Source organism: Caballeronia novacaledonica, from assembly GCF_900258035.1.
Taxonomy (GTDB): Bacteria; Pseudomonadota; Gammaproteobacteria; order Burkholderiales; family Burkholderiaceae; genus Caballeronia; species Caballeronia novacaledonica.
Genome location: NZ_OGTP01000002.1, coordinates 286,213 through 308,295 on the forward strand (window position 1 = coordinate 286,213; position 22,083 = coordinate 308,295).

The following is a 22,083-nucleotide window of genomic DNA, read 5'->3' on the forward strand; positions in this document are numbered from 1 at the left end:
CATGAGTCCGGATTCGACCGCAGCCGCCCTGCCGTCTCCCGCCGAATTGCCCGACAACGCCGCATTCTGGCAAGGCGCGCGCGAGGGCCGCCTGCTGCTGAAATACTGCGACGCCTGCGGCAAGCCCCACTGGTATCCGCGCGTACTGTGTCCGTTCTGCATGGGCGCCACACACTGGAAAGAGGCGTGCGGACGCGGCGCGATCTATTCGTTCAGCGTCACGCGCCGTGCCGGGCCTGCGCCGTTCTGCATCGCCTACGTGACGCTCGACGAAGGCGTGACGCTGATGACCCATATCGTCGGCTGCGATCTCGACACGGTGCGAATAGGCCAGCGTGTCCAGTTGCAATTTTCGCCGACGGAAAATGGCGCGCCAGTGCCGACCTTCACGCTTGCCTGAAGACTTCCGTCGCCCGGCAATCTTCCATCGAAAGCGGCCAGCCGCCACGCGGTCGCGCGCAGAAACAAGGAGACATTCCAATGGATTTCGATACCCCGAGTGAATGGGTCGATTTCGGCGACGCGCTGATACGTTTCATCGACCGTGAAGTCGCGGCGCTGGAGCACGAGCATCGCGCGCTGCTGGGCAGCGAGCGCACGCTGTATGGCGAGGACGGCCGCTACAGTCCCGCCGTGCTGGCATTGCGCCGCCAGGTTCGCATGCGCTCGGCCGAACTCGGTTTCTATACCGCGCTCGCGGCCGAGTCGCTGGGCGGAGGCGGCTTTGATGCGCAGGCGGCCGTTTATGTCCAGGAACGCCTCAACGCGCATTGCGGCCCCGAACGGCATCTGGTCCAGACAGTCGTGTTGCCGTCGCCGTTCACGAACGGTTTGTCGCCCGTGCTGCGGCATCTCGATCCTTCCGTGCTCGCCACGTATCGCGATTCACTCGCCAGCGGCGACAAAACCATGTGCTTCGGGCTGAGCGAACCCGACGCCGGTTCCGACGTCTTCGGCATGCGCACGCGCGCCGAACGCAGCGGCGATCATTGGGTGATCAACGGCACCAAACAGTGGATCACGAACGCGCCTTACGCCGACTATGCGATGATCTTCGCGATTACCGACGAACAACAGGCGCGGGCGCACCGTGGCGGCATCACCGGCTTCTTCGTTCCGACCGTCACGAGCGGCTTTTCGGTGCCGGGCGTCATTCCGGTGATGGGGCATCTGGGCGCGGATATCGGCATCGTCACGCTCGACAACGTGCGCGTTCCCGACACTCACCGGCTCGGCGCCGTCGACCGTGGCCTCGCGGTCGCGCTCGACGGCGTGAATGCAGGCCGGCTGAGCATGGCGGCATCGTGCGTCGGCCTTGCACGCTGGGCGCTCGACCAGGCGCTGGCCTATGCGCAGGTGCGCAAGACTTTCGGTCAGACGATCGCCGATCACCAGGCCGTGCAGTTCATGCTGGCCGAATGCGCAATGGACATTTACGCGTGCAAATCGATGATCCGCCATTGCGCATGGCTCGTCGACAAAGACCTGCCGGCGGCGAAGGAAGTGTCGATCGTCAAGGCGTCGGCCACGGAGATGGTGAGCCGGGTCATGGATCGCGTGATCCAGATTCACGGCGGCATGGGGCTTACGAACGAATTGCGGCTGGAAGCCGGTTATCGCTGGGCTCGCACGATGCGCATTCCCGACGGCACGTCCGAAATCCAGCGCTGCACCATCGCGCGCCGGCTGCTCAATGGCGACACCGCGTTCTGACGAGAGCATTCATTCCACAGGAGACACAGCATGGTGCATCTCGACCCAAAACCGTACGTCATCGAACGTCCCGGCAACCCGCTGTCGGTCGCACCGCACGTCGTGCAGCCCGGCGTGCCGGAGCGCTTTCACGTGCCGGACACCACCTTGTTCGACAATCTCGAACTCTCGGCGCGGCGCTTCCCCAACAAGGCCGCCATCGAGTTCTACGGCACGACGATCACCTACGCCGCCCTGCTCGCCGAAGTGGAGCGCATGGCCGGCTATCTGCAGCATGTTTGCGGGGTCGCCGGCGGCGACCGCGTGCTCGTGTTCAGCCAGAACAGTCCGCAGTTCGTCGCTGCCTACTTCGCGATCCTGCGCGCGGACGCGGTGGTCGTGCCCGTCAACGCGATGCTCGTCGAGGGCGAGCTGCGTCATATCATCGAAGACAGCGGTGCGGTCGCCGGATTCGCCGCGCGCGAACTGCTCGACCGGCTCGTGTCGTCAGCCGGCGGCACGCCGCTGCGGAGTATCGTCGTTCATAGCTACGGCGACGCGCTGAAAGGCGACGACGCCGGCCTGAACGTTCCGGACTGGGTGCGCCAACGTTCGCGCGCCGAAGCGCTTCCGGGCGGCGCCGTGCATTGGGCCGACGCGCTGGCGCAAGCGCAGGCGCCCGCCCCGCATCGCGCCGTCGCGGACGATCTCTGCATGCTTCCCTACACGTCGGGCACGACCGGCGCGCCGAAGGCCTGCATGCATACGCACCGCACGGTGATGGCGTCCGTCGCGGGCGCGCAATTGTGGCGGCGCTCGCACGCCGAATCGATCTATCTCGCGGTCGCGCCGATGTTCCACCTGCTCGGCCTGCAAAACGGCGTCAACGCTCCGGTGTTCATGGGCGGCACGATCGTGCTGCTGCCCCGCTGGGATTGCCGCACCGCAGCCGAGCTGATCGCGCGCCATCGCGTGACGTTCTGGGCAGCGCCGCCGCCGATGCTGGTGGAGTTTTTCGCGCAGCCGGGCATCGAAACCTTCGATCTGAGCAGCCTGAGCGTCGTGCTCGGCGGCGGCGCGGCCGTTCCCGCCGGCACGGCGAAGCTGATGAAGGAAGGCTACGGCCTGCAGTTCATCGAAGGCTACGGTCTCACCGAAACCGCCTCGTTTCTGATCGCCAATCCGCTGCACGCGGCACGGGCCGGCTATCTGGGCGTACCGACTTATGGCGTCGACGCACGCATCGTCGATCCTGTGACGTTCGAGGAGATGCCGTGCGGCGAGGTCGGCGAAATCGTGGTGCATGGCGCGCAGGTCATGCTCGGCTATTGGCACAAGCCGAAAGCCGATGCGGAAAGCTTCATCGCCATCGACGGCAAGCGCTTCTTTCGCACGGGAGACCTCGCGAGCGTCGACACGGACGGCTACTTCATGATGCGCGACCGGCTCAAGCGCATGGTCAACGCGTCCGGCTACAAAGTCTGGCCGGCCGAGGTCGAAGCCATGCTCCATACTCATCCGGCGATTCAGGAAGCGTGTGTGATTGCCGCGCCCGATCCGCACCGCGGTGAAACCGTGAAGGCGATCGTCGTGCTCAAGTCGGATTGCGGCGTTATCGACGAAGCGGCCATTCTGGCGTGGTGCCGCGCCAACATGGCGACGTACAAGGCGCCGCGCATCGTGCAGATCACGGATCGCCTGCCGCGTTCCGCGACCGGGAAGATCGCTTGGCGCGAGTTGCAGGATAAGGAGATGCAGGCAGTCCGCTCGTCCGAACAGGCGTAGACGCGGAACAGGTCGTGAAATGCGGCCTGAGCGCGGTCCGGCTCATGCGGGCATGAGGGATCCGCGCTCTCGCGATCGGCCAGCGCTTTGTCTTTAGAACGACGACAACGTCAGCGCGTTCCGGACCGCGGTCACACCCGTCACACCTTCGGTTGCATGCGTGGCCATCTCGACCTGCGACTGCTCGGGTACGGTGCCTTCCAGCGTCACCACGCCATTGTTCGCGCGCACCGTGATCGTGCTGTTGCGCAGACCCTTGGTCCTGCTCAATGCGCGCAGCACGTCCTTTTGCAGCGCGCGATTGGCGGCCTTCATCGCTTTCGCGTCGGGTGTGGCGCTCGCCGCCGGCATCGACGCAGGCTCACGGCTCTGGGCTTGCGTATCGAGCGCCGCCAGCATGAACATCGTGCCTGCAACGATGCACGTCGTCAGATTCTTCTTCACCAGTTCTTCCCCTTTGATTGATAAGTCTCGTTGTTACGGATCGGACTCCTGATCGCGATCCGCGGTGTTCACGGAAATCGACCGTCCGGTCCCGCGTCAGAAACGTTGCGTCATCCCCACGACGGCCAGCACCTGCTTCGATCCCGCTGGCACGCCCGTCACGCCGGGCCAGCTCATTGCGGCGCTGCCGTTGTTCTTGATATAGCCCGCGCGCCCGTAGAGACTCGTGCGCTTCGACAGACTGTGATCGATACCGATCTCGATACCGAGGGAATTGTCGTGCTCATCGCGCACGTCACGCTCGATGCCAGAGATTTCGATGACGTCCTCCGCCGAGGCCTGAATCGTCGCGCCGACGCCCAGAATGCTGTACGCATGCACCAGCATCGACGCGGGGATCCTCGCCGTGGGCGTGACCGTCACGAGCGAGCCTGACGGAACGTCTTTCGGCCGGTTATACGAGTAGTTGAACTGAAGGTTGACGATGCCGATACGGTAAGCCAGCGCGCCGGTGAAATGCTCCATCGACTGAAGGTTGAAGGTGGACAGCGTACCGGGAACCAGCGGCGCGCTCTCCTGGCCGCCATGCTGGAACTGATAGCCGACGCCCGCATAAAAGCCGTAGCCCGAGTAGTTCGCCGCGAGATCGAGCATGTTCCCGGACCTGATCGCGAGCGGTTGCGTCACCGTGGCGGCCAGCGCGTACATTGCGTAGAGATGCACGCCCCTGAGGTCCGGCGACTGATACACGATCGCATTGCTGGTGCGCCCGGAGACATATTGAGTCGCGAGCGTCGACCTGTCGGTGGCGCCGGCGAGATCGGCCGCCGCGAGCAGCGACATGACTTCATTGCCGCGAAACGGATCGGTGAAGTAGACGGCCCAGAAACTCGGCTGGTATTGGCGCCCGAGTGTCAGCGAACCGTAGGTGTCGTCCTTCAGTCCCACCCAGGCCTGTCGATAGAACATCGCAGTCGAATCGGCGAAATACGCGCCGTTGTTGATCGTGTAACCCGTCTCGAGGTCGAACACGGTCTTCAGGCCGCCACCGAGGTCTTCGACGCCCTTGAACCCGAACTGCGAACCGGTCGAGCCGCCGCTTCGCAGAGAAAACGAATGATTGCCACCGTTGTCCAGGTACTGGACGAAAGTATCGGCCACGCCATAAAGCGTCACGCTCGATTGCGCCGCCGCGCCTCCGGCGGCAAAGAGCAACGCGGCTCCGTAAATCCCACGACACATCACACGCATGCACGTCTCCTTTCAATGTTTGCCGCGTCCGGCGGACGCGGGGTAAAGCAAACTCAGGCAGACGCCGGACACCTGTCGACCGATGATGAAGAGACGCATCGCGCTTATCTGTCGCGTCGGTGACTTGCAGGCTCCAGGCATTGCGGAATGGGGGGATATTGCAGTTGTGTTCGCGCGGCAAACCTACCCGGACAGGGTGGGGAGGGGAATACCCCAGCGCGCAGAACAGCGAGATAGCGCGAGTCGGCGGCCTCCTTACCCGATGCGGGGGGGCCGCAAGCGTGACGCCTTTGTTTAGGATTTATCTGTCCACTTCTCACGCGCCGATATGCGCTATTCGCCATGCACGAAAATCCGCAGAGAGAACGCCATGACCACGAAGAATGACGACGTCCCGGCCCGGCGGCTGGTCCATACACGCCGTATCGTCTGCACCGGCTATGCGCGCAACGACGGCCTGTTCGACATCGAAGCGAACATGCTCGACACGAAAACCCACGATAGCGATCTGCTGTTCAAACACGTCCAGGCCGGCCAGCCGATTCACTCAATGACGTTGGTCGTCACGATCGACCGGGATCTCGTGATCCAGCGCGTGGAAGCTCGCACCGAGGTCGGTCCCACGCCCTATTGCCACGAGATCAACGCGGCTTATGAAGGGCTGAAGGGCGTGACTATCGGGCCGGGTTTCAACAGGGAAATCAAGCGCCGGCTCGGCGGCGCGCAGGGCTGCACGCATCTGTCGGAGCTGCTGGGTCCGCTCGCCACCACCGCGATTCAGACCTTGATGGGTCTGCAGCGCAAGGCCGCACCGGCCCGCGATCCGTCGGCAACGCGCGGCCACCCGATGATCAACACCTGCCATGCATGGCGGCAAGACGGAGAAGTCGTCGCGGTGACGCGCGGACTGCGCGCGCGCGAGAATCACACGAGCGCGCCGGCCGACGGGCGTTGCGAGGTCGATTCGCTGTCCGACGCATCGCGATAGCAAGGCAGCGCGGCACGAGCCTTTTGCGCCTATCGGAAGCGGTCCGCCGGGCACTCGGCGCGTCCCGCAAGCAGGGCATTCCCCATGCCTTCCGGCGCCCTGTCGGTGAATCGGGCTGCTATACAATAGGCCGATCGTTACTTCAGCTTTGCGGCCCCGCTCGGCGAGCAGCGGCTCAGCGCGAGGCGCATGCACCATGTCGCACACTTCCCCTCCTCCCGGCCCCCGCGCGTCGAAAATCGCGAGCGACGAAACCCTTGCCGATCCGCGCCTGACTCCGCCGCGCAGCACGACTCGAATCGTCGCCCGCGAACGTCTTCTCACGCAGTTGCTCGACGCACGACGCAAACGGTGCGTAGTGCTTCAGGGTCCCGCAGGATGCGGCAAGACCACGACGCTGGTCGCATGGCGCGAGGCGCTGTTCCCGCTCGGTTTCGACGTCGCGTGGCTGACCCTCGTACCGGACGACAACGATGTCACGCATTGTCTGGAGTATCTGGTGGCCAGTCTCGCGCAGATCGATCCGGCCATCTGCGGCGAAGCCATGTTGCTCGGCGGCCGCGGCAGCGACGACGAAACGGTCGAGCGAACGGTGATTGCGCTGGTGCGCGGCATCGCGAGCCATCCCGCCGAAGTCGTGCTCGTGCTCGACGATCTGCATCATCTGACCAGTGCACGCAGCCACGAAGCGTTGCAGTGGCTGCTCGACTACGCGCCGCCCAATCTGCACGTGGCGCTGGTATCGCGTGGCGCGGTGCCGTTTTCGCTCGGCAGATTGCGCGACCAGGGTCTCGTGCTCGAACTCGACATACGCGATCTGCGCTTCACGGTCGACGAATCCGAGGCGTTTCTGCGGGCGCAACTGGGCGATATCAGCCGCCGAGAAGCGCGGCAAATGCATGAAATGACCGATGGCTGGGTCGCGGGCCTGCAACTGATCGCGATGCGCCACAAGCGCAGGAAGTCCGGCGCCACGGACAGCGGCGCCGCCGCGACGCCGATCCACGCCAATCTGCAGGATGCACGCGCGCTCGCCGAATACTTCGAACGCGAGGTCTTGTCGCGGCTCTCGCCGGCCGAAGTCGAACTGCTCGTACGGTTGGCCACGTGCACCCGCGCGTGCGCATCGCTGTCAGTCGCGCTGACCGCCGACGAGCAGCCGCCGGGCGAGGCGGTGCCGCTGCTTGCGCGGCTGGAAAGCGAGAACCTGTTCATTGCTCCGGTCGAGCGCACCGGCAACGAGACGTGGTATCGGCTGAACCCGCTTTTTCGGGAAACGCTGCTCGAACGCTTCCGGGCGCGCAGCGAGTTTCATCAGGCGCAGGTGCATCACGCGGCATGGCTCTGGTTTCGCGACCACGGCCAGCCCGACGAAGCCGTCCGTCACGCGCTCCTGGCGGGCGAAGCAGGCGCGGCGGCCGATCTGGTGCAGCGCGTCGCCCGCTCGATGCAGATCAGCGGCGATCTGCGCAAGCTCGTCGGCCTCATACGGCTGCTGCCGCAATCGGAAATCCAGCTCCGTATCGCGCTCAAGCTGTGGATGCTTCATCTGCATTTGTACGCGCGCGAATTCGACGCGTGCGCGGCCGGCATCACGCGGCTGCAATCCGAAGTGGCCGAAAACGATCTCGACTCGCGCTACCGGCTGACACTGCTGCAGGCGGCGCTTGCCGTTCAGCAGGACGATCCCGAGGCCGCCAGCGCAGTGGCGCCGGCGTTGCTGCATGCGCCCGCCGGCGCGGACGGGTTCACGGTCGGCAGCCGCAACAACCTGCTGTCGTGGATTTATATGCGGCGCGGTGAATACGAACACGCCCGGCGCATCCAGCTCGATGCCGCGCCTATCCTCTGGGATGGCGTGCCGCTCGCCGGAACCGCCGGCGGCACGTTGAACGGGCGCTGCATCATGGGATTCAGCTACGCGCTGGAGGGCAAGTTCGTGCAGGTCGAGCGAATTTGCCGCGATGTGCTGTTCGACGCCGATCAGCGCGGCAGCGCCGCCGCGGAAGCGGCGTGCCTCGCGGCGGCGCTGCTCGGCGAGGTGCTCTACGAGTTCAGCGATCTCGACGCCGCGCGCAAGCTGCTCGAAGATCGGATCGACGTGCTCGAACGTGTTTCGATTCCCGATTCCGTATTGCGCGTGCTGACGGTTTTGTCGTCGGCGCACTGGGTGGCTGGCCACCGGCTCGATGCATTCGCGTACCTCGAACGCCTCGAAGAATATGCATCGCAGCGCAGCCTGCATCGCCTCGTTGCGCACAGTCTGGGCGAACAGGTGCTTCGCCATCTGCAGAGCGATCAGTTCGATGCCGCCGAGGACGTGCTCGCGCGACTCGACGCGCTGGCGAGCCGCGTGCCGCCGGAGCGCGTGAGCACGCTGGCCGAAATCGACATGCTGACGGCGCGCGCACGGATCAACTGGTGCATCGCGCATGAGGATTTCGAGGGGGCGGCCAGCCGGCTCGGTCCACTGATCGCGGTCTGCGGGGAACGGGGCTGGCAACGCCACGTCGCGCATCTCCAGACGCAAAGCGCCGTGGTGGATTTCCGGCGCGGCCGGACCGACACGGCGCGCCAGTCGCTACTGGCGGCGCTGCGTCTGGGGCACCGGCTGGGCCTTGTACGCAGCATTCTCGATGCCGACAGCGACGTCCTGAGCCTGATCACCGAGGTTCTGGCAAGCGCGCCGGACGATCCGGTGCTGTCGTTCTACGTCAGCCGTCTGGAAGCGGCTCACCGGCAAGCGGCCGGGATCCGGCAGGCCGCCGCGGAACCCGGCGCGCCGCGCAATGCGCCGCCTAGCGGCGCGGAAACACTAAGCGAGCGCGAAACGAGAGTCCTGAGCCTGCTCGCGCAGGCGTTGCCGAACAAGAAAATTGCCCGCACGCTCGGTATCTCGCCGGAGACCGTCAAGTGGCATCTGAAAAACATCTACGGCAAGCTGGGCGTGTCGTGCCGCGACGAAGCGGTGGCCCGCGTGCGCGATCTCGGCTTGAACATGACGTCCTGGTCAGCCGACCTCGACGAACTCTGAGCGGACGCGGCGCGTTTGTGCGCCTTGCGTTCGAGCCTGGGATTGGCGGACACCGTCCGCGCAGCACGCTCCAGTCCGCCTGATCTCTGAAGGACGGCTTCGGCCGCCCACCCTCGCGCTTCCCCCATCCTCGTCTTCGGCCACCCGGCGCTACCCGCCGCGGGTGGTCTCGTCACGTCTGCAAACTCCTATTCTTGAACACAGAGGTGGCCCACGTCCGCGCGTGCGTAGGGCCCCCGCAGACAAACAGGGACAGCCGGCACAAGGCGGCCCGATTCAGGAGACAAGCGTCAATGACAACGCTCACGGCAAATGAACAACCGGCTGCGCCCTATCGGCCGGTACGGTTTCCCGAGCGGCGCACGCTGGTCGAGCGCCGTCCCGACGGCACGCTGATCTTGCGTTCGGCGAACCCGCCGCCCGCTGTCGGGGTGACCAGCTTCGTCGACTTCGTACCCGCGTGGGCGCAACGGCGCGGCGACTCGCTGGCGTTCTGCGCGCGCGATCAACAAGGCGAGTGGCGCACGCTGCGCTGGCGTGATCTCTGGCAACAGGTGCAGGCAGTGGCCGCCGCGCTGCTGGAACTTGGCCTTGGCCAAGGCCGACCGCTGATGCTGCTGTCGGGCAATTCGGTCGAACAGGCCGTACTGCTGCTCGCCGCCGAATATGTCGGCATTCCTACCGCGCCGGTGTCGCCGGCGTATGCGTCGATCAGCAAGGATTTCGTTCGTCTGAAAGGCGTGCAGTCGCTCTTGCCGCCGGCCGCGCTCTTCGTGCAAAGCTTCGAGCCGTTCGAGCGCGCGATCGCCGCCCTCGAAACCGGCGACGTTCCCGTGATCGCCGTCGATTGCAAGGCAGGCCGAGCGCTCGCCTGGGCCGATCTCGTCGCAACCGATCTGACGTCAGCCCGGCTCGCCGCGATCGCTGCGGCTCATTCCGCGATCCGTCAGGACGACACGGTCCGCGTACTGTTCACATCGGGCTCGACAGGACTGCCCAAAGCCGTGCGGCTGACTTACGGCAATTTCAAGGCGGTGCTCTCCTACTACGCGGACAACCTGGGCTGGCTCGAAGCCTCGCAGCCGGTGTTTCTGGACTGGCTGCCCTGGCACCACGGTCTGGGAGGCGTGCTGAATCTCGGCCGCTCGGTCCAGTTCGGCGCGACCCACTATATCGACGACGGCCGCCCGCTGCCAGGACTCATCGAACGTACCGTGCGCAACCTGCGTGAAATCGCGCCCACGATCTTCACCAGCGTTCCGTCCGCCTGGGCCGCGCTCGCGACGGAATTCGAACGCGACCCGGAGGTCGCCCGGAACCTGTTCTCCAAAGTCGCATTCCTCGGCTATGGCGGCGCGAGCCTGCCACGCGCCGTGTGGCAACGCATCCAGCGCGTCGCGGAGCAAACCGTCGGCGAGCGGATCGCGTTCTGCTCAGGGCTCGCGTCCACCGAAACGAGCGGCATGGGCACGTACTGCGGCCTGGCGGGCGATCACCTCGGCAACATCGGCAACCCGGTGCCGGGCACGGAAGTCAAGCTGCTGCCGCTCGAAGGCGGCGACGGCCGGTACGAAATCCGCATGCGCGGCGCGCACGTGTTCGGCGGCTATATCGGCAACCCGGAGTTGACCGCCGCCGCGTTCGACGATGAAGGCTTTTTCCGTCTCGGTGACGCCGTGCGCCTCGCCGATCCTGCGGACCCGGCGCGCGGCATGCTGTTCGCGGGCCGCGTCGTCGAGGACTTCAAGCTGACCAACGGCACCTGGGTGCGGACCGGCGCGGTGCGTCTCGGGCTGATCGAGCAGTGCGCGCCGCTGATCACGGACGCCGTCATCTGCGGTCACGATCACGCATACCTCGCCGCCCTCGCATGGCCCAATGTGGCGGCCTGCCAGCGCCTCGCGCCGGAACTCGCCGGTCTCGACGCCGCCGCGCTGGTTCGGCACCCGCTGCTGGTCGAGGCACTCCGCGAGCGGCTGCGGTCCCAAAGCGCGGGCGGCGCCAGTCTCCAGATCGAACGTTTGATGTTGATGGCCGAACCGCCTTCGATGGACGCCAACGAGATCGCGGACAAAGGCTACGTGAACCAGGCCGTCACGCGCGCGCGCCGCGCCGATCTGATCGATCAGCTCTATCGCACAGTTCCCCCGGAACATGTCGCATGCATGCGATGAATCCCGGTCGAGACAATCGTCACATCCACATACAGGACTACAGCAATGCAGATCAGCCGTAACGTTTTTCGTGACGATCACGAAATGCTGCGTACCACCGCGCGCCGCTTCCTCGAACGCGAATGCCTGCCGAAACAGGCAGCGTGGGACAAGGCCGGGTGCGTCGATCGCGAGACCTGGCTGAAGGCTGGCCGCGAAGGCCTGCTCTGCCTCACGCTGCCCACCGAATACGGTGGCGGCGGCGGCGACTTCGGACATGCCGCCGTGCTCAACGAGGAAGTGAACCGTTGCGGCATCAGCGGCCTCGGTTTTTCGGTGCACTCGGACATCATCGCGCCGTACATCGCGCGTATCGGCAACGAGGAACAGAAGCAGCGCTGGCTGCCGAAGATCTGCAGCGGCGAAGCCATTCTTGCGATCGGCATGACCGAGCCGGGCACCGGCAGCGACCTCAAGGCAATTCGCACCACCGCGGTCCGTGACGGCGACGAGTACGTGATCAACGGCAGCAAGACGTTCATCAGCAACGGCCTGGCCGCGGATCTGATCGTCATGGTCTGCAAGACCGATCCGAGCGCGGGTTCGAAGGGCGTGAGCCTGATCGTCGTCGAGGCGACCCGCGAGGGCTTCCGGCGCGGCCGCAAGCTCGACAAGGTCGGCCAGCATGCGCAGGACACCGCCGAACTCTTCTTCGACAACGTGCGCGTGCCGGTTGCCAACCGGCTCGGCGAAGAAGGCAAAGGCTTCGCCTATCTGATGACGGAGCTGCCGCAGGAGCGCTTGTCGATCGCAATCGGCGCAGCGGCCAAGCTCGAAGCGTGCCTCGAACATACGATCAACTACGTGAAGGACCGCCGCGCGTTCAACCAGACGGTGTGGGACTTCCAGAACACCAAGTTCAAGCTCGCGGACATCAAGGCCCAGGCAATTGCAGTGCGTCTGATGGTCGATCACTACCTGGACGAACATGTGCGCCGCCGCCTGACGCTCGAAGAAGCCGCCATCGTCAAGCTGTTCGCCACCGAAACGCTCGGCAAGGCGCTCGACGACATGGTGCAACTGCATGGCGGATACGGCTACATGCTCGAGTACCCGGTCGCGCGAGCGTTCGTCGACGCGCGCGTGACGCGCATTTATGGCGGCACGAGTGAAGTCATGCGCGATCTCATTTCGCGCAAGCTGTAAATCCAGACCCTAACCGTCTGCGCTATCCCGTTCATCGAACCGACAATCTATCAGGAGCAACCTCATGACCCGTAACGTCTTCGTCGCCGGTGTCGGCATGATTCCCTTCAAGAAGCCCGGTACCAGCGAGCCTTACGACGTGATGGGCGCCGGCGCCGTGCGCGAAGCGCTCGCCGACGCAGGCATCGACTACGCCGACGTGCAGCAAGCCTACGCAGGCTATGTGTACGGCGACTCGACTTGCGGCCAGAAGGCGCTTTATCACGTGGGCATGACCGGGGTGCCGGTCATCAACGTGAACAACAACTGTGCGACGGGTTCGTCGGCCCTGTTCCTCGCGCGACAGGCCGTGCAAAGCGGTGCGGTGGACTGCGCGCTGGCACTCGGCTTCGAGTTCATGAATCCGGGCGCGCTCAAGTCGGTCTGGACCGACCGTGCGTCGGCGCTGGAACGCGCGAACGATGTGGTCAATGAACTCGTCGGTCAGACCGACGGCCTCAGCAACGCGATTCGCCAGTTCGCCGGCGCGGGCATGGCGCACATGAAGAAGTACGGCACCAAACTCGAAACGTTCGCGAAGATCCGCGCAAAGGCGAGCCAGCACGCGGCGCGCAACCCGCTTGCCGTGTTCCGCAACGTCGTTTCGACGGAAGACGTGATGGCCGCGCCGATGCTGTGGGACGGCGTGCTGACGCGCCTGATGGCCTGCCCTCCGACATGCGGCGCGGCAGCGGCGATCGTCGTGTCCGAAGCGTTTGCCCGCAAGCGCGGCCTGCGCACCGACGTGCTGATCGCGGGCCAGGCATTGACCACCGACCTGCCGAGCACCTATGACGCGCGCGACATGATCCGCGTGGTCGGCTTCGACATGACGCGCTCGGCCTCGAAGATCGCCTACGAGCAGGCTGGCGTCGGTCCGGGCGACATCGACGTGATCGAGCTGCACGACTGCTTCGCGCAGAACGAGTTGCTGACTTACGAAGGGCTCGGGCTGTGCGCGGAAGGCGAGGGAGAAAAGCTCGTCAACGACAACGACAATACGTACGGCGGCAAGTGGGTTGTCAATCCGTCGGGCGGCCTGCTGTCGAAGGGTCATCCGCTTGGCGCGACCGGCCTTGCGCAGTGCTACGAAATGACCCATCAGCTACGCGGCAGCGCGGGACAGCGGCAGGTGGAAGGCGCAAAGGTCGCGCTCGCCCATAACGTGGGTCTCGGCGGCGCCTGCGTCGTGACCGTGTACAAGTCGGCGTGACGCGCGCTGTTGACGGAGTCCTCGAATGATCGACAAAAAGCACATTGGCAGGAAGCTGCCGGTCTTCAAGGCAAGCGCCGATGCATGGCGTTTGCGCTTCTTCGCGAAGGCGATCGGTGAGACCAATCCGGTCTATTTCGTCGAATCGGCCGCGCACGATGCGGGGCATCGGGCGCTGCCGTTGCCGCCTACTTTTCTGTTCTCGCTGGAGTTCGAGCAGCCGGACACGCAGTGGCGGGACGACCTCGGCATCGAGACCTCGCGCATTCTGCACGGCGAACAGACCTTCACCTATCACCGGCTGGCCTATGCGGGCGACACGCTTCTGTACGAAAGCCATATCAGCGACATCTACGAGAAGAAAGGCGGCGCGCTGTGGTTCATCGTGAGAGAAACGCGCGTGACGAATCAGCATGGCGAGCACGTCGCGGATCTGCGCAGCGTCATCGTTCAGCGTTAAACGGAGCACGGCAATGAGCACAATCACTTTCGATGCCGTCAGCGTGGGCGACACCCTGCCCCCGCTGCGGCTGGAACCCGTCAGCCGCACGACGCTCGCATTGTTCGCGGGCGCGTCGGGCGACCATAACGCGGTACATATCGACCTGGACGCCGTGCGTCGCGCCGGCATGCCCGACGTGTTCGCGCACGGCATGCTGTCGATGGCCTACCTCGGCCGTCTGCTGACGCAGTGGGTCGATCAGCGCCAGTTGCGCCAGTTCGGCGTGCGCTTCGTGGGCATCACGCAGATCGGGCATCAGATCACCTGCAGCGGACGCGTGGTCGAAAAGTTCGAAACGAATGGCGAGCGCCGCGTGAAAGTGGAAATCTCGACCGCCAATCAATATGGCGAGACGCGCATCGTCGGCGATGCGGTCATCGCGCTTTAACACGTTCAATCAAGGAGGCAGGATTCATGGGTAAGCTCGACGGCAAGGTGGCACTGGTCACGGGATCAGGCCGCGGCATCGGCCGCGCGATCGCGGAGAAACTGGCGAGCGAAGGCGCGCGTCTGGTGGTGAACGATCTCGACGCCGATCCGGCGCACGAAACGGTCGAAGCCCTGAAGAAGATGGGCGCGCAAGCGGTCGCCTGCGTGGGCAACGTGAGCGCGCCGGATTTCGCCGACCGCTTCATCAACACCGCGATGAGCAACTTTCAGGGCATCGACGTCATCGTCAACAACGCGGGATATACGTGGGACGACGTGGTGCAGAAGATGACCGATGAGCAGTGGTACGCCATCATCGACTGCCACATGACCGCGCCGTTCCGCATCCTGCGGGCGGCCTACCCGCACGTCAAGGCGCTGCACGCCGCCGACAAGGAAGCGGGCCGCGACGTGTATCGCAAGATCGTCAACATCTCGTCGACCTCGGCGCTGAACGGCAACGCAGGGCAGATGAACTATTCCTCGGCGAAAGCCGGGGTGATCGGCATGACGCGTGCGCTCGCGCGCGAGTGGGGACGCTTCAACGTCAACGTCAATTGCGTGGCGTTCGGGCTGATTCATACGCGCATGACTTCCGCCGACGCCAAGGCCGGCGCAACCGTGCAGATCGAAGGGCGCGAGATTCGCGTGGGACTGAATCCGGAGATGCTGAAGACGCATGCGCAGCGCAATCCGCTCGGCCGTGGCGGCACGCCGGAAGAAGCGGCGGGCGGCGTGTATCTGTTCTGCTCGCCCGAGTCCAACTACATCACCGGACAGACCATTGCGGTCGCGGGAAATCTGCAGTAAGACCCGTTCGCGTGGCTGGCTGCATTCAGATCGCCGCTTATGCGGCGATTTTTTTTGCGCATGATTCGCGGAGCGCGGCAGCAAAAAAAAGGCCGCTGCGGACGCAGCGGCCTTTCATCGCGTTCGCGCGTTAGCGCACAGGCTTCACGACTGGTAGCCGAGACCACCTTCGCGCAGCCGGGCTACGGAAGAGGCGTCGAAACCCCAATCGCGCAACGCGTCGAGTCCGTGTTCGCCGCGTTCAGGCGCGGGACGCGCGATCTTCGATGGCGTCGCGGAAAAACGCGGCGCGGGGCCCGGCTGAACCACGCCCGCCACTTCGACGAAGCTGCCGCGCGCCCGATGCTGCGGATGAGCCGGCGCTTCCGAAAAAGCCAGCACCGGCGCGACGCACGCATCGCTGCCTTCGAACACCGCGCACCACTCGTCGCGGGTGCGGCTCAGAAACGCCGCTTCGAAACGCTCTCGCAGCACGGGCCAGCCATTGCGATCGTGCTGCTTGGGCAGGTTCGCGTCCGCGAGACCGAGCTTGTCGATCAGCTCCTTGTAAAAGCGGCTCTCGACGGCGCCCACGGCCATGTAATGCCCATCTTTCGTGCGATAGCTGTCGTACCAGGGCGTACCGCCGTCGAGCAGATTGCTTTGCCGTTGCTCGCGCCAGTTGCCCGAGGCCAGCATGCCCCACACTACCGCACCGAGTTGCGCTGCGCCTTCGATCATCGCCGCGTCGACCACCTGCCCTGCGCCGCCGCGCTGCACGTTCAGCAACGCGGAGACGACGCCCAGAGCGAGCAGCATGCCGCCCCCGCCGTAGTCGCCGACCAGATTCAACGGAGCGACCGGCGCCGCGTCCGCGCGGCCAATGCCCGACAACACGCCCGACAACGCGATGTAGTTCAGATCGTGTCCCGCACGCGCGGCGAGCGGACCCGTCTGCCCCCAGCCGGTCATGCGGCCGTAGACCAGTTTCGGATTGCGCGCGAAGGCGCTGTCGGGACCGAGTCCGAGACGTTCCATCGTGCCGGGCCGAAAGCCTTCGATGACCACGTCCGCGCGCGACATCAACGTGAGGGCCGACTCGACGGCCTCCGGCTGCTTCAGGTCGAGCGTCACCGAACGCCGGCCACGCCCCGTGACATCGATGCGTTTGCCATTTGACTTCGGTCCCAGATCGTCCGGTGCGACCGGCCTGTCGATGCGCAAGACATCCGCGCCCATATCGGCGAGGAGCATCGCGCCGAACGGCCCCGGCCCTATCGCTTCGAATTCCAGAACGCGTATGCCGCTGAGTACACCCATTACTCCCCCTTTCTCGATTGCGCGTTGTACGCGCGGCTGATTGCGGCGATCTGCACAGTGACAAATCTCGCCGTGGTAGCAGTAAGCCCGAGCGAGGACGAGACAGCACTACCCTCGTCGGGGGGCGTGATGGACGCCGGGCGCGATGCGATTCCGGCTCGCGTTGCGAAAGAGCGTTCCGTTGCGCACGGATTCGAACCTGACTGGCGGAATCCCGGTCAGTGAGGCGCGCACCGGATCAGAGCACAAGCGCCCCAAGCGCGAACGCGCCGAGCGCGGCGATGGCAATCCCCACCCAGTACGCAAGGTTCCATTGTTGTGCGAGACCTTCGCGGCGCAAGGCGCGCACGCGGCGTCCATGCTGAATCACCGCGAAAAGCAGCGCGACGGTGCCAATCACGACCATGGCCGTGCCTACCGCACGCGGCGACCATGTGGCGCCGAACCGCCCGACGATGTGCTCACCGCGCTGGCCTTCCACATATTCGAAGAACTTCGCGAGCGTGAAGCCGAAGCTGATCATGGACAGCGACGTGCGCAGCCACGCCATCAACGACCGTTCCATCGCGAAGAAGGTCCGCTCGACCGCGAGCGCGGTGCGGGCTCGCGTTTGCAGCGTTGCCTCGTCGGGCTTCAAGGGGGCCGACGGGTCCGTGTCCGGTATCTCACGCGGATCACTGCCGGGAGGGAGGTTCATGTCGTTACCTTCATCGTGCGCCGGAGGACAACGCCGGGCGGCTTCGTTGCCACTTCACATAGAGGAGCGCCAGAATCGTGCAGACGATCAGATAGAGCACGAGCGTGGGAGCGAACTTCTCGCCGGGATAGTTGGTCGCAGCGAGCGCCAGCGCGATGGCCGGGTGGCGCGAGGCGGTCGAGAGCGCCAGCATCGCGGCGTGCTCCGGTTCCGGTCCGCCGAGCCAGTGCCCGACGATAAGACCGGCGACCACGAAGATCACGATGGCCAGCACCGTCCAGTGCCCGGCCGAGGCTCCGATCGCGCGCCAGGTGCCCGCGAGCAGCACGAGCACGCCCACGATCAGCAGCAGCATGGCCACGCGGCGCACGGGCACGACGAGATGCGGCGCCACGCGCGGCGCAAACCGCGAGACCAGCATGCCGGCCGCGAGCGGCGCGACGATCATCGTCAGTACGATTTTCGTGATGGCAGCCGGCCCCGCCTTCAGCGGCTGCTCGAAGAGCCAACTGAATAACGTGAGCGACAACGGCACCGTCACGATCGACACCAGCGCGAGCACCACGAGCATGCCGAGGCCGTATGGCGCGACGCTGCCCGCCTTCCTCTGCTTTCTGGGCAGAAGCGGGGGCATGGGCGAGATGGCCAGCGCGGTCAGCACGACGGCTGTCGGCTGCGGCAGGTCGAGGAAATAGACGCATGCGACCACCAGCATCGGCATGACGCACAGCATGGCCATCAGCGAGCGCAATAGCAGGCCCGGCCGATGGACGATGTAAAGCAGATCGCCGCGGGTGGCCTGCAACCCGTACGTGAACACCGTTCCCACGATGGCGATCTGAATCGCGAGCACAACCAGTGCCGCGGTAGTCATTTCGTATCCCGATGATCGACAAGGCCGGGCGGCGCCAGCAACGACACCGCCCGGGCCGGACTCGCCGAAGAACCCCGCGCGAGCACCTAGCGTTGGCCTCCGCCCGCCGCGTCCGTCATCTTTTCGATCACCTGGTCCACGCCGAAGCTGGCGGCCTTTTGCCGCGGCGGAAATTCCTTGAAGGTCTGCAGGAATTCGGCCACGCCCGCCTGCGTCGGCACCAGGATGAAAACGTGATCGAGCAGCCAGTCGTAATAGGTGTTGGAGGTGACGTCCGCGCGCTCGTAAGGATCGGTTCGCAGGTTGAAGATCTTGGGCACGCGCAGCGTGACGAACGGCTCGGCCCAGATTCGCAGCGTGCCCGTCGTGCGCTGCTCCATGAAGACGATTTTCCAGTTGTCATAGCGCAGACATGCGAGGTCGCCGTCGTCGGTGAAATACAGGAAGCCCTTGCGATCGGGTTTCGGTGACTTCCCTGTGAAATAAGGCACCAGACTGAAGCCGTCCAGATGCACTTTGAAAGTCTTGCCGCTGGCCTCGAATCCTTTCTTCAGCTTTTCCTTGATGTCGGGATCGCCCGCGGCTTCGACGATAGTGGGCAGCCAGTCGAGGTGACTGACGATGTCGTTGCACACCGTGCCCGGCTTCACGACACCCGGCCAGCGCACGAGACACGGCACCCGGTACGCGCCTTCCCAGTTCGAGTTCTTTTCGTTGCGAAACGGCGTCATGCCGGCGTCGGGCCACGAGTTCATGTGCGGGCCGTTGTCGGTGCTGTACATGACCATCGTGTCGTCGGCGATGCCCAGTTCGTCGAGCAGCGCCAGCATCTCGCCGATGTGCTTGTCGTGTTCGACCATGCAGTCGTGATATTCCGACTGCCAGCGCCCCGCCTGCCCGCGAATGCGGTCCTCGATATGCGTGCGAAAGTGCATGTGCGAGGTGTTGAACCAGACGAAAAACGGTTTGTCCTCCTTATGCGCTTTCTGAATGAATTCCTTGGCCGACGCGAGAAACTCCGTGTCGATGGTTTTCATCCGCTCCTTGGTCAGCGGGCCGGTATTGTCGATTTTCTGGCCGCCCTTGCCGTCCGACCAGCAGTGCAACACGCCGCGCGGGCCGTACTTCTTATGAAAGTCGGGAAACTCGCTGGGATCGGGATAATCGGGCAACTCCGGCTCTTCCTCGGCGTTGAGGTGATAGAGGTTGCCGAAGAATTCGTCGAAGCCGTGCATGGTCGGAAGATGTTCGTCGCGATCGCCGAAATGGTTCTTGCCGAACTGGCCGGTCGCATAACCGAGATCCTTGAGCAGTTCAGGAATGTTCGGATCCTCGTCGCTCATGCCGAGCGGCGCGCCGGGCAGACCGACCTTGGTCATGCCCGTGCGCAGACCGCACTGGCCCGTGATGAAAGAGGCGCGTCCAGCGGTGCAGCTTTGCTCTCCGTAGTAATCGGTGAACACCACGCCGCCTTCGCCGATGCTGTCGATGTTGGGTGTGCGATATCCCATCACCCCCTTCGTGAAGATGCTGAGGTTGGACTGACCGATGTCGTCGCCCCAGAGGATCAGGAAGTTGGGTTTCTTCGTGGCCGCCATGTATCACTCCTTTGCGTAGAGCCACCGGTGCCGGCGGCGGATCGCCTTCGGACCTGTCTTCGACGGGTCTGCGAGAGGCTGCCTCTCATGCCTGACTCGATCGGATTCAATCGGATTCAATCGGTTGCGGTATCGCGCACGACGCAACGAAAGCCCACGTGGCACGTGGAAGTGTCGACGGGCTGCGCCATCCTCGCGGCGGGACGGTAGCGCCTGCAGTAGTTGGGCGCGCAAAGAAAAGAACCGCCCTTCATCACCTTGCGCGGAATACGGATCTGCGGATTGCGCGCATCCACGCTCGCGTCGCGCGAGCCGCCGCGCGGATCGTCGAGCGTGCAGCACGCTTTCACGATCTTGCCGTGATCCTGATACCAGTCGCTGGTCCATTCCCACACGTTACCGGCCATCTCGTACAGGCCGTATCCGTTCGGCGGGAATGAGCCGACAGGCGCGGTCCACTCGTAGCCGTCTTCCAGAAGGTTCTGCCAGGGAAATTCCCCTTGCCATGTATTGGCCATCGACTTGCCGCCGGGCATGAGTTCGTCGCCCCAGACGAACTCGGCGCCGTCGAGACCGCCGCGCGCAGCGAATTCCCATTCCGCTTCCGTCGGCAGATCCTTGCGCGCCCAGTGTGCGTAGGCCACGGTGTCCTCGTAAGCCACGTGAACAACCGGATGATCCCGGAGGCCGGCGAGCGAGCTGTCCGGTCCGCGCGGGTGCCGCCAGTTCGCGCCGCGCACGTAGACCCACCAATTAAAGTGATCGCGCAGATCGACGCGATGCGGCGGTCTGGCGAACATGACCGAAGATGGCTCCAGCAATTCAGGGAGTGCGCCTGGATAGTCTTCGGGATTGGCCGGACGTTCGGCGCAGGTGACGTAACCGGTGGCGTTCACGAAGCGCTCGAACTCCGCATTCGTCACCGCATGGGAATCGATCCAGAAGTCGCGGACGCGTACCTTGTGCGCGGGGGCTTCCTCGGAATAGTGATGGTTCGAGCCCATCATGAAGGTGCCGCCAAGAATGCGAACCATGCCTTGGGCGGGCGAAGGCTCGCCGGTACCGCGCGAGTCCTCGATCGCTCCCGTTGCTCGTTTGGCCATGATCGGTCACAGGGGCGCTGTGCGGCTTCAATGGAACAGTGAGTTGGGCTGAAGCGCGCGGCAACAGTGCGCGTCCAGATAATGGATGCTTCGGGGAGGCGACTACCGCTCCTCAGTATAGGAGCGGCATTGCTGTTTCGCTACCTTCGGGGCAAACACGTTTCCATTTCTGTTCGCGAACCCTCGTCTGAACTTTTGCGCGATCGACCGTGACGCTTCAATCGCGCGGCGGAGGGAGCGGGCCGAAGAATATCGTCTTGAGCCTGCCGCGCCCGATTACCCTTCCTAGTTCCGCGATCACGCAGTAGTTGAATATCAGCGTCACGAGCAGGATCTGCACGGCCCAGAATCGCGGCCAGTTGATCTCGGCCCATAAGTCGTGATTCGCAGCCATGAGACCCGGTGCCTCTTTCCAATACTCGTACAAGCGCTCGAGGTAGTGGACCACTAGCGCGACGAGCGCATACATCAACGTTTTCCACGATACGTTCCACACCAGCGGCTTGTCGGGAAAGCGGTTGATGAAGGGAAGCATATCGGCCACCAAGACCGACTTGCCAAGCACGAGCGATGCGAGCAGTACCGAACCCGACGTCGGAAACGAAATGCCCGTGCCTCGAATCATCAACGCGCGGATCAGCGCGACAATGTGGAGAATCACGAAAAAGAAGATCGTCGGCGGAAGCGCCTTGAGGAATTCGTGCTTGATTTTTTCAGTCAGCGTGCTCATCAATGTGCCTCCGCGGCCGAACTCCGGGCGCCTTGCACGGCGCATTCACGACGATGTATTGCGATTCATGCCGCCGTGGTCGACGGTAAAGCCCAATTTAGTGGCCGATGCCGCGAAAAGAAAGGTGACTTCGTTCGATCGTCCGAAATTGAAAATCCGAAGCGCTAGTGACGCCAAAATGTCAAAAGGTGATTTTCAATCGCCGGCAACGATCCATAGCATTCGCTTTCTGTCGA

19 protein-coding genes are annotated in these 22,083 nt (G+C 64.3%); 11 read left to right on the forward strand and 8 right to left on the reverse strand.

What is annotated here, in order from left to right:
* Nucleotide 1: 1 nt before the first annotated feature.
* The 3 genes from NOV72_RS05160 to NOV72_RS05170 all read left to right on the forward strand — a co-directional run bounded on the left by NOV72_RS05160 (nucleotide 2) and on the right by NOV72_RS05170 (nucleotide 3,477).
* The gene (locus tag NOV72_RS05160) at nucleotides 2-400 is read left to right on the forward strand and encodes a Zn-ribbon domain-containing OB-fold protein (protein WP_106853516.1); all 399 of its coding nucleotides are present in this window, start codon (nucleotides 2-4) and stop codon (nucleotides 398-400) included.
* Nucleotides 401-480: 80 nt separating this feature from the next.
* Nucleotides 481-1,713, forward strand: coding sequence for an acyl-CoA dehydrogenase family protein (locus tag NOV72_RS05165; protein WP_106853517.1), 1,233 nt, complete (start codon nucleotides 481-483; stop codon nucleotides 1,711-1,713).
* A gap of 30 nt (nucleotides 1,714-1,743) precedes the next feature.
* Entirely contained in the window at nucleotides 1,744-3,477 is a 1,734-nt protein-coding gene (locus tag NOV72_RS05170; protein WP_106853518.1) for a long-chain-fatty-acid--CoA ligase, read from the forward strand.
* 93 nt (nucleotides 3,478-3,570) lie between these two features.
* Here NOV72_RS05170 and NOV72_RS05175 read toward each other — a convergent pair whose 3' ends face one another.
* Both NOV72_RS05175 and NOV72_RS05180 read right to left on the reverse strand, forming a co-directional pair.
* Nucleotides 3,571-3,921: a BON domain-containing protein gene (locus NOV72_RS05175; protein WP_425428711.1), complete on the reverse strand. Its 351-nt coding sequence runs from the start codon at nucleotides 3,919-3,921 to the stop codon at nucleotides 3,571-3,573.
* A gap of 96 nt (nucleotides 3,922-4,017) precedes the next feature.
* Nucleotides 4,018-5,172, reverse strand: a complete 1,155-nt coding sequence (locus NOV72_RS05180; protein WP_106853519.1) for a porin — start codon at nucleotides 5,170-5,172, stop codon at nucleotides 4,018-4,020.
* A 370-nt stretch (nucleotides 5,173-5,542) separates the two neighbouring features.
* On the opposite strand from NOV72_RS05180, the gene NOV72_RS05185 reads away from it, so the two are divergent.
* From NOV72_RS05185 to NOV72_RS05220, 8 genes are all read left to right on the forward strand, one after another.
* Nucleotides 5,543-6,160 (forward strand): DUF2889 domain-containing protein, encoded by a 618-nt coding sequence (locus NOV72_RS05185; RefSeq protein WP_106853520.1) that lies wholly within the window; start codon nucleotides 5,543-5,545, stop codon nucleotides 6,158-6,160.
* Between the two features lie 196 nt (nucleotides 6,161-6,356).
* On the forward strand, nucleotides 6,357-9,194 hold the full coding sequence (locus NOV72_RS05190) for a LuxR C-terminal-related transcriptional regulator (protein ID WP_106853521.1): 2,838 nt from the start codon (nucleotides 6,357-6,359) through the stop codon (nucleotides 9,192-9,194).
* 293 nt (nucleotides 9,195-9,487) lie between these two features.
* The gene (locus tag NOV72_RS05195) at nucleotides 9,488-11,368 is read left to right on the forward strand and encodes a feruloyl-CoA synthase (RefSeq protein WP_106853522.1); all 1,881 of its coding nucleotides are present in this window, start codon (nucleotides 9,488-9,490) and stop codon (nucleotides 11,366-11,368) included.
* A gap of 45 nt (nucleotides 11,369-11,413) precedes the next feature.
* A complete protein-coding gene (locus NOV72_RS05200) occupies nucleotides 11,414-12,553 on the forward strand; it encodes an acyl-CoA dehydrogenase family protein (protein ID WP_106853523.1) in 1,140 nt (379 codons plus the stop codon).
* Between the two features lie 64 nt (nucleotides 12,554-12,617).
* A complete protein-coding gene (locus tag NOV72_RS05205) occupies nucleotides 12,618-13,805 on the forward strand; it encodes a lipid-transfer protein (protein WP_106853524.1) in 1,188 nt (395 codons plus the stop codon).
* Nucleotides 13,806-13,830: 25 nt separating this feature from the next.
* Entirely contained in the window at nucleotides 13,831-14,265 is a 435-nt protein-coding gene (locus tag NOV72_RS05210; protein WP_106853525.1) for a MaoC family dehydratase N-terminal domain-containing protein, read from the forward strand.
* A 13-nt stretch (nucleotides 14,266-14,278) separates the two neighbouring features.
* Entirely contained in the window at nucleotides 14,279-14,695 is a 417-nt protein-coding gene (locus NOV72_RS05215) for a MaoC family dehydratase (RefSeq protein ID WP_106853526.1), read from the forward strand.
* A 26-nt stretch (nucleotides 14,696-14,721) separates the two neighbouring features.
* Nucleotides 14,722-15,546 (forward strand): SDR family NAD(P)-dependent oxidoreductase, encoded by an 825-nt coding sequence (locus tag NOV72_RS05220; protein WP_106853527.1) that lies wholly within the window; start codon nucleotides 14,722-14,724, stop codon nucleotides 15,544-15,546.
* A gap of 144 nt (nucleotides 15,547-15,690) precedes the next feature.
* Here the strand turns inward: NOV72_RS05220 and NOV72_RS05225 are convergent, their stop codons facing one another.
* From NOV72_RS05225 to NOV72_RS05250, 6 genes are all read right to left on the reverse strand, one after another.
* Nucleotides 15,691-16,845: a CaiB/BaiF CoA transferase family protein gene (locus NOV72_RS05225; RefSeq protein ID WP_106853528.1), complete on the reverse strand. Its 1,155-nt coding sequence runs from the start codon at nucleotides 16,843-16,845 to the stop codon at nucleotides 15,691-15,693.
* A 238-nt stretch (nucleotides 16,846-17,083) separates the two neighbouring features.
* Nucleotides 17,084-17,542 (reverse strand): YidH family protein, encoded by a 459-nt coding sequence (locus NOV72_RS05230; RefSeq protein ID WP_106853529.1) that lies wholly within the window; start codon nucleotides 17,540-17,542, stop codon nucleotides 17,084-17,086.
* 10 nt (nucleotides 17,543-17,552) lie between these two features.
* Complete coding sequence (locus NOV72_RS05235) at nucleotides 17,553-18,416, reverse strand: bile acid:sodium symporter family protein (RefSeq protein WP_106853530.1); 864 nt, start codon at nucleotides 18,414-18,416, stop codon at nucleotides 17,553-17,555.
* An 86-nt stretch (nucleotides 18,417-18,502) separates the two neighbouring features.
* Nucleotides 18,503-20,014 carry an arylsulfatase gene (locus tag NOV72_RS05240; RefSeq protein WP_106853531.1) on the reverse strand — a complete coding sequence of 504 codons (1,512 nt, stop codon included), beginning with the start codon at nucleotides 20,012-20,014 and terminating at the stop codon, nucleotides 18,503-18,505.
* A gap of 116 nt (nucleotides 20,015-20,130) precedes the next feature.
* Complete coding sequence (locus NOV72_RS05245) at nucleotides 20,131-21,117, reverse strand: formylglycine-generating enzyme family protein (protein WP_245932906.1); 987 nt, start codon at nucleotides 21,115-21,117, stop codon at nucleotides 20,131-20,133.
* Nucleotides 21,118-21,334: 217 nt separating this feature from the next.
* Nucleotides 21,335-21,847, reverse strand: coding sequence for a hypothetical protein (locus NOV72_RS05250; protein WP_106853533.1), 513 nt, complete (start codon nucleotides 21,845-21,847; stop codon nucleotides 21,335-21,337).
* Nucleotides 21,848-22,083: the final 236 nt, after the last annotated feature.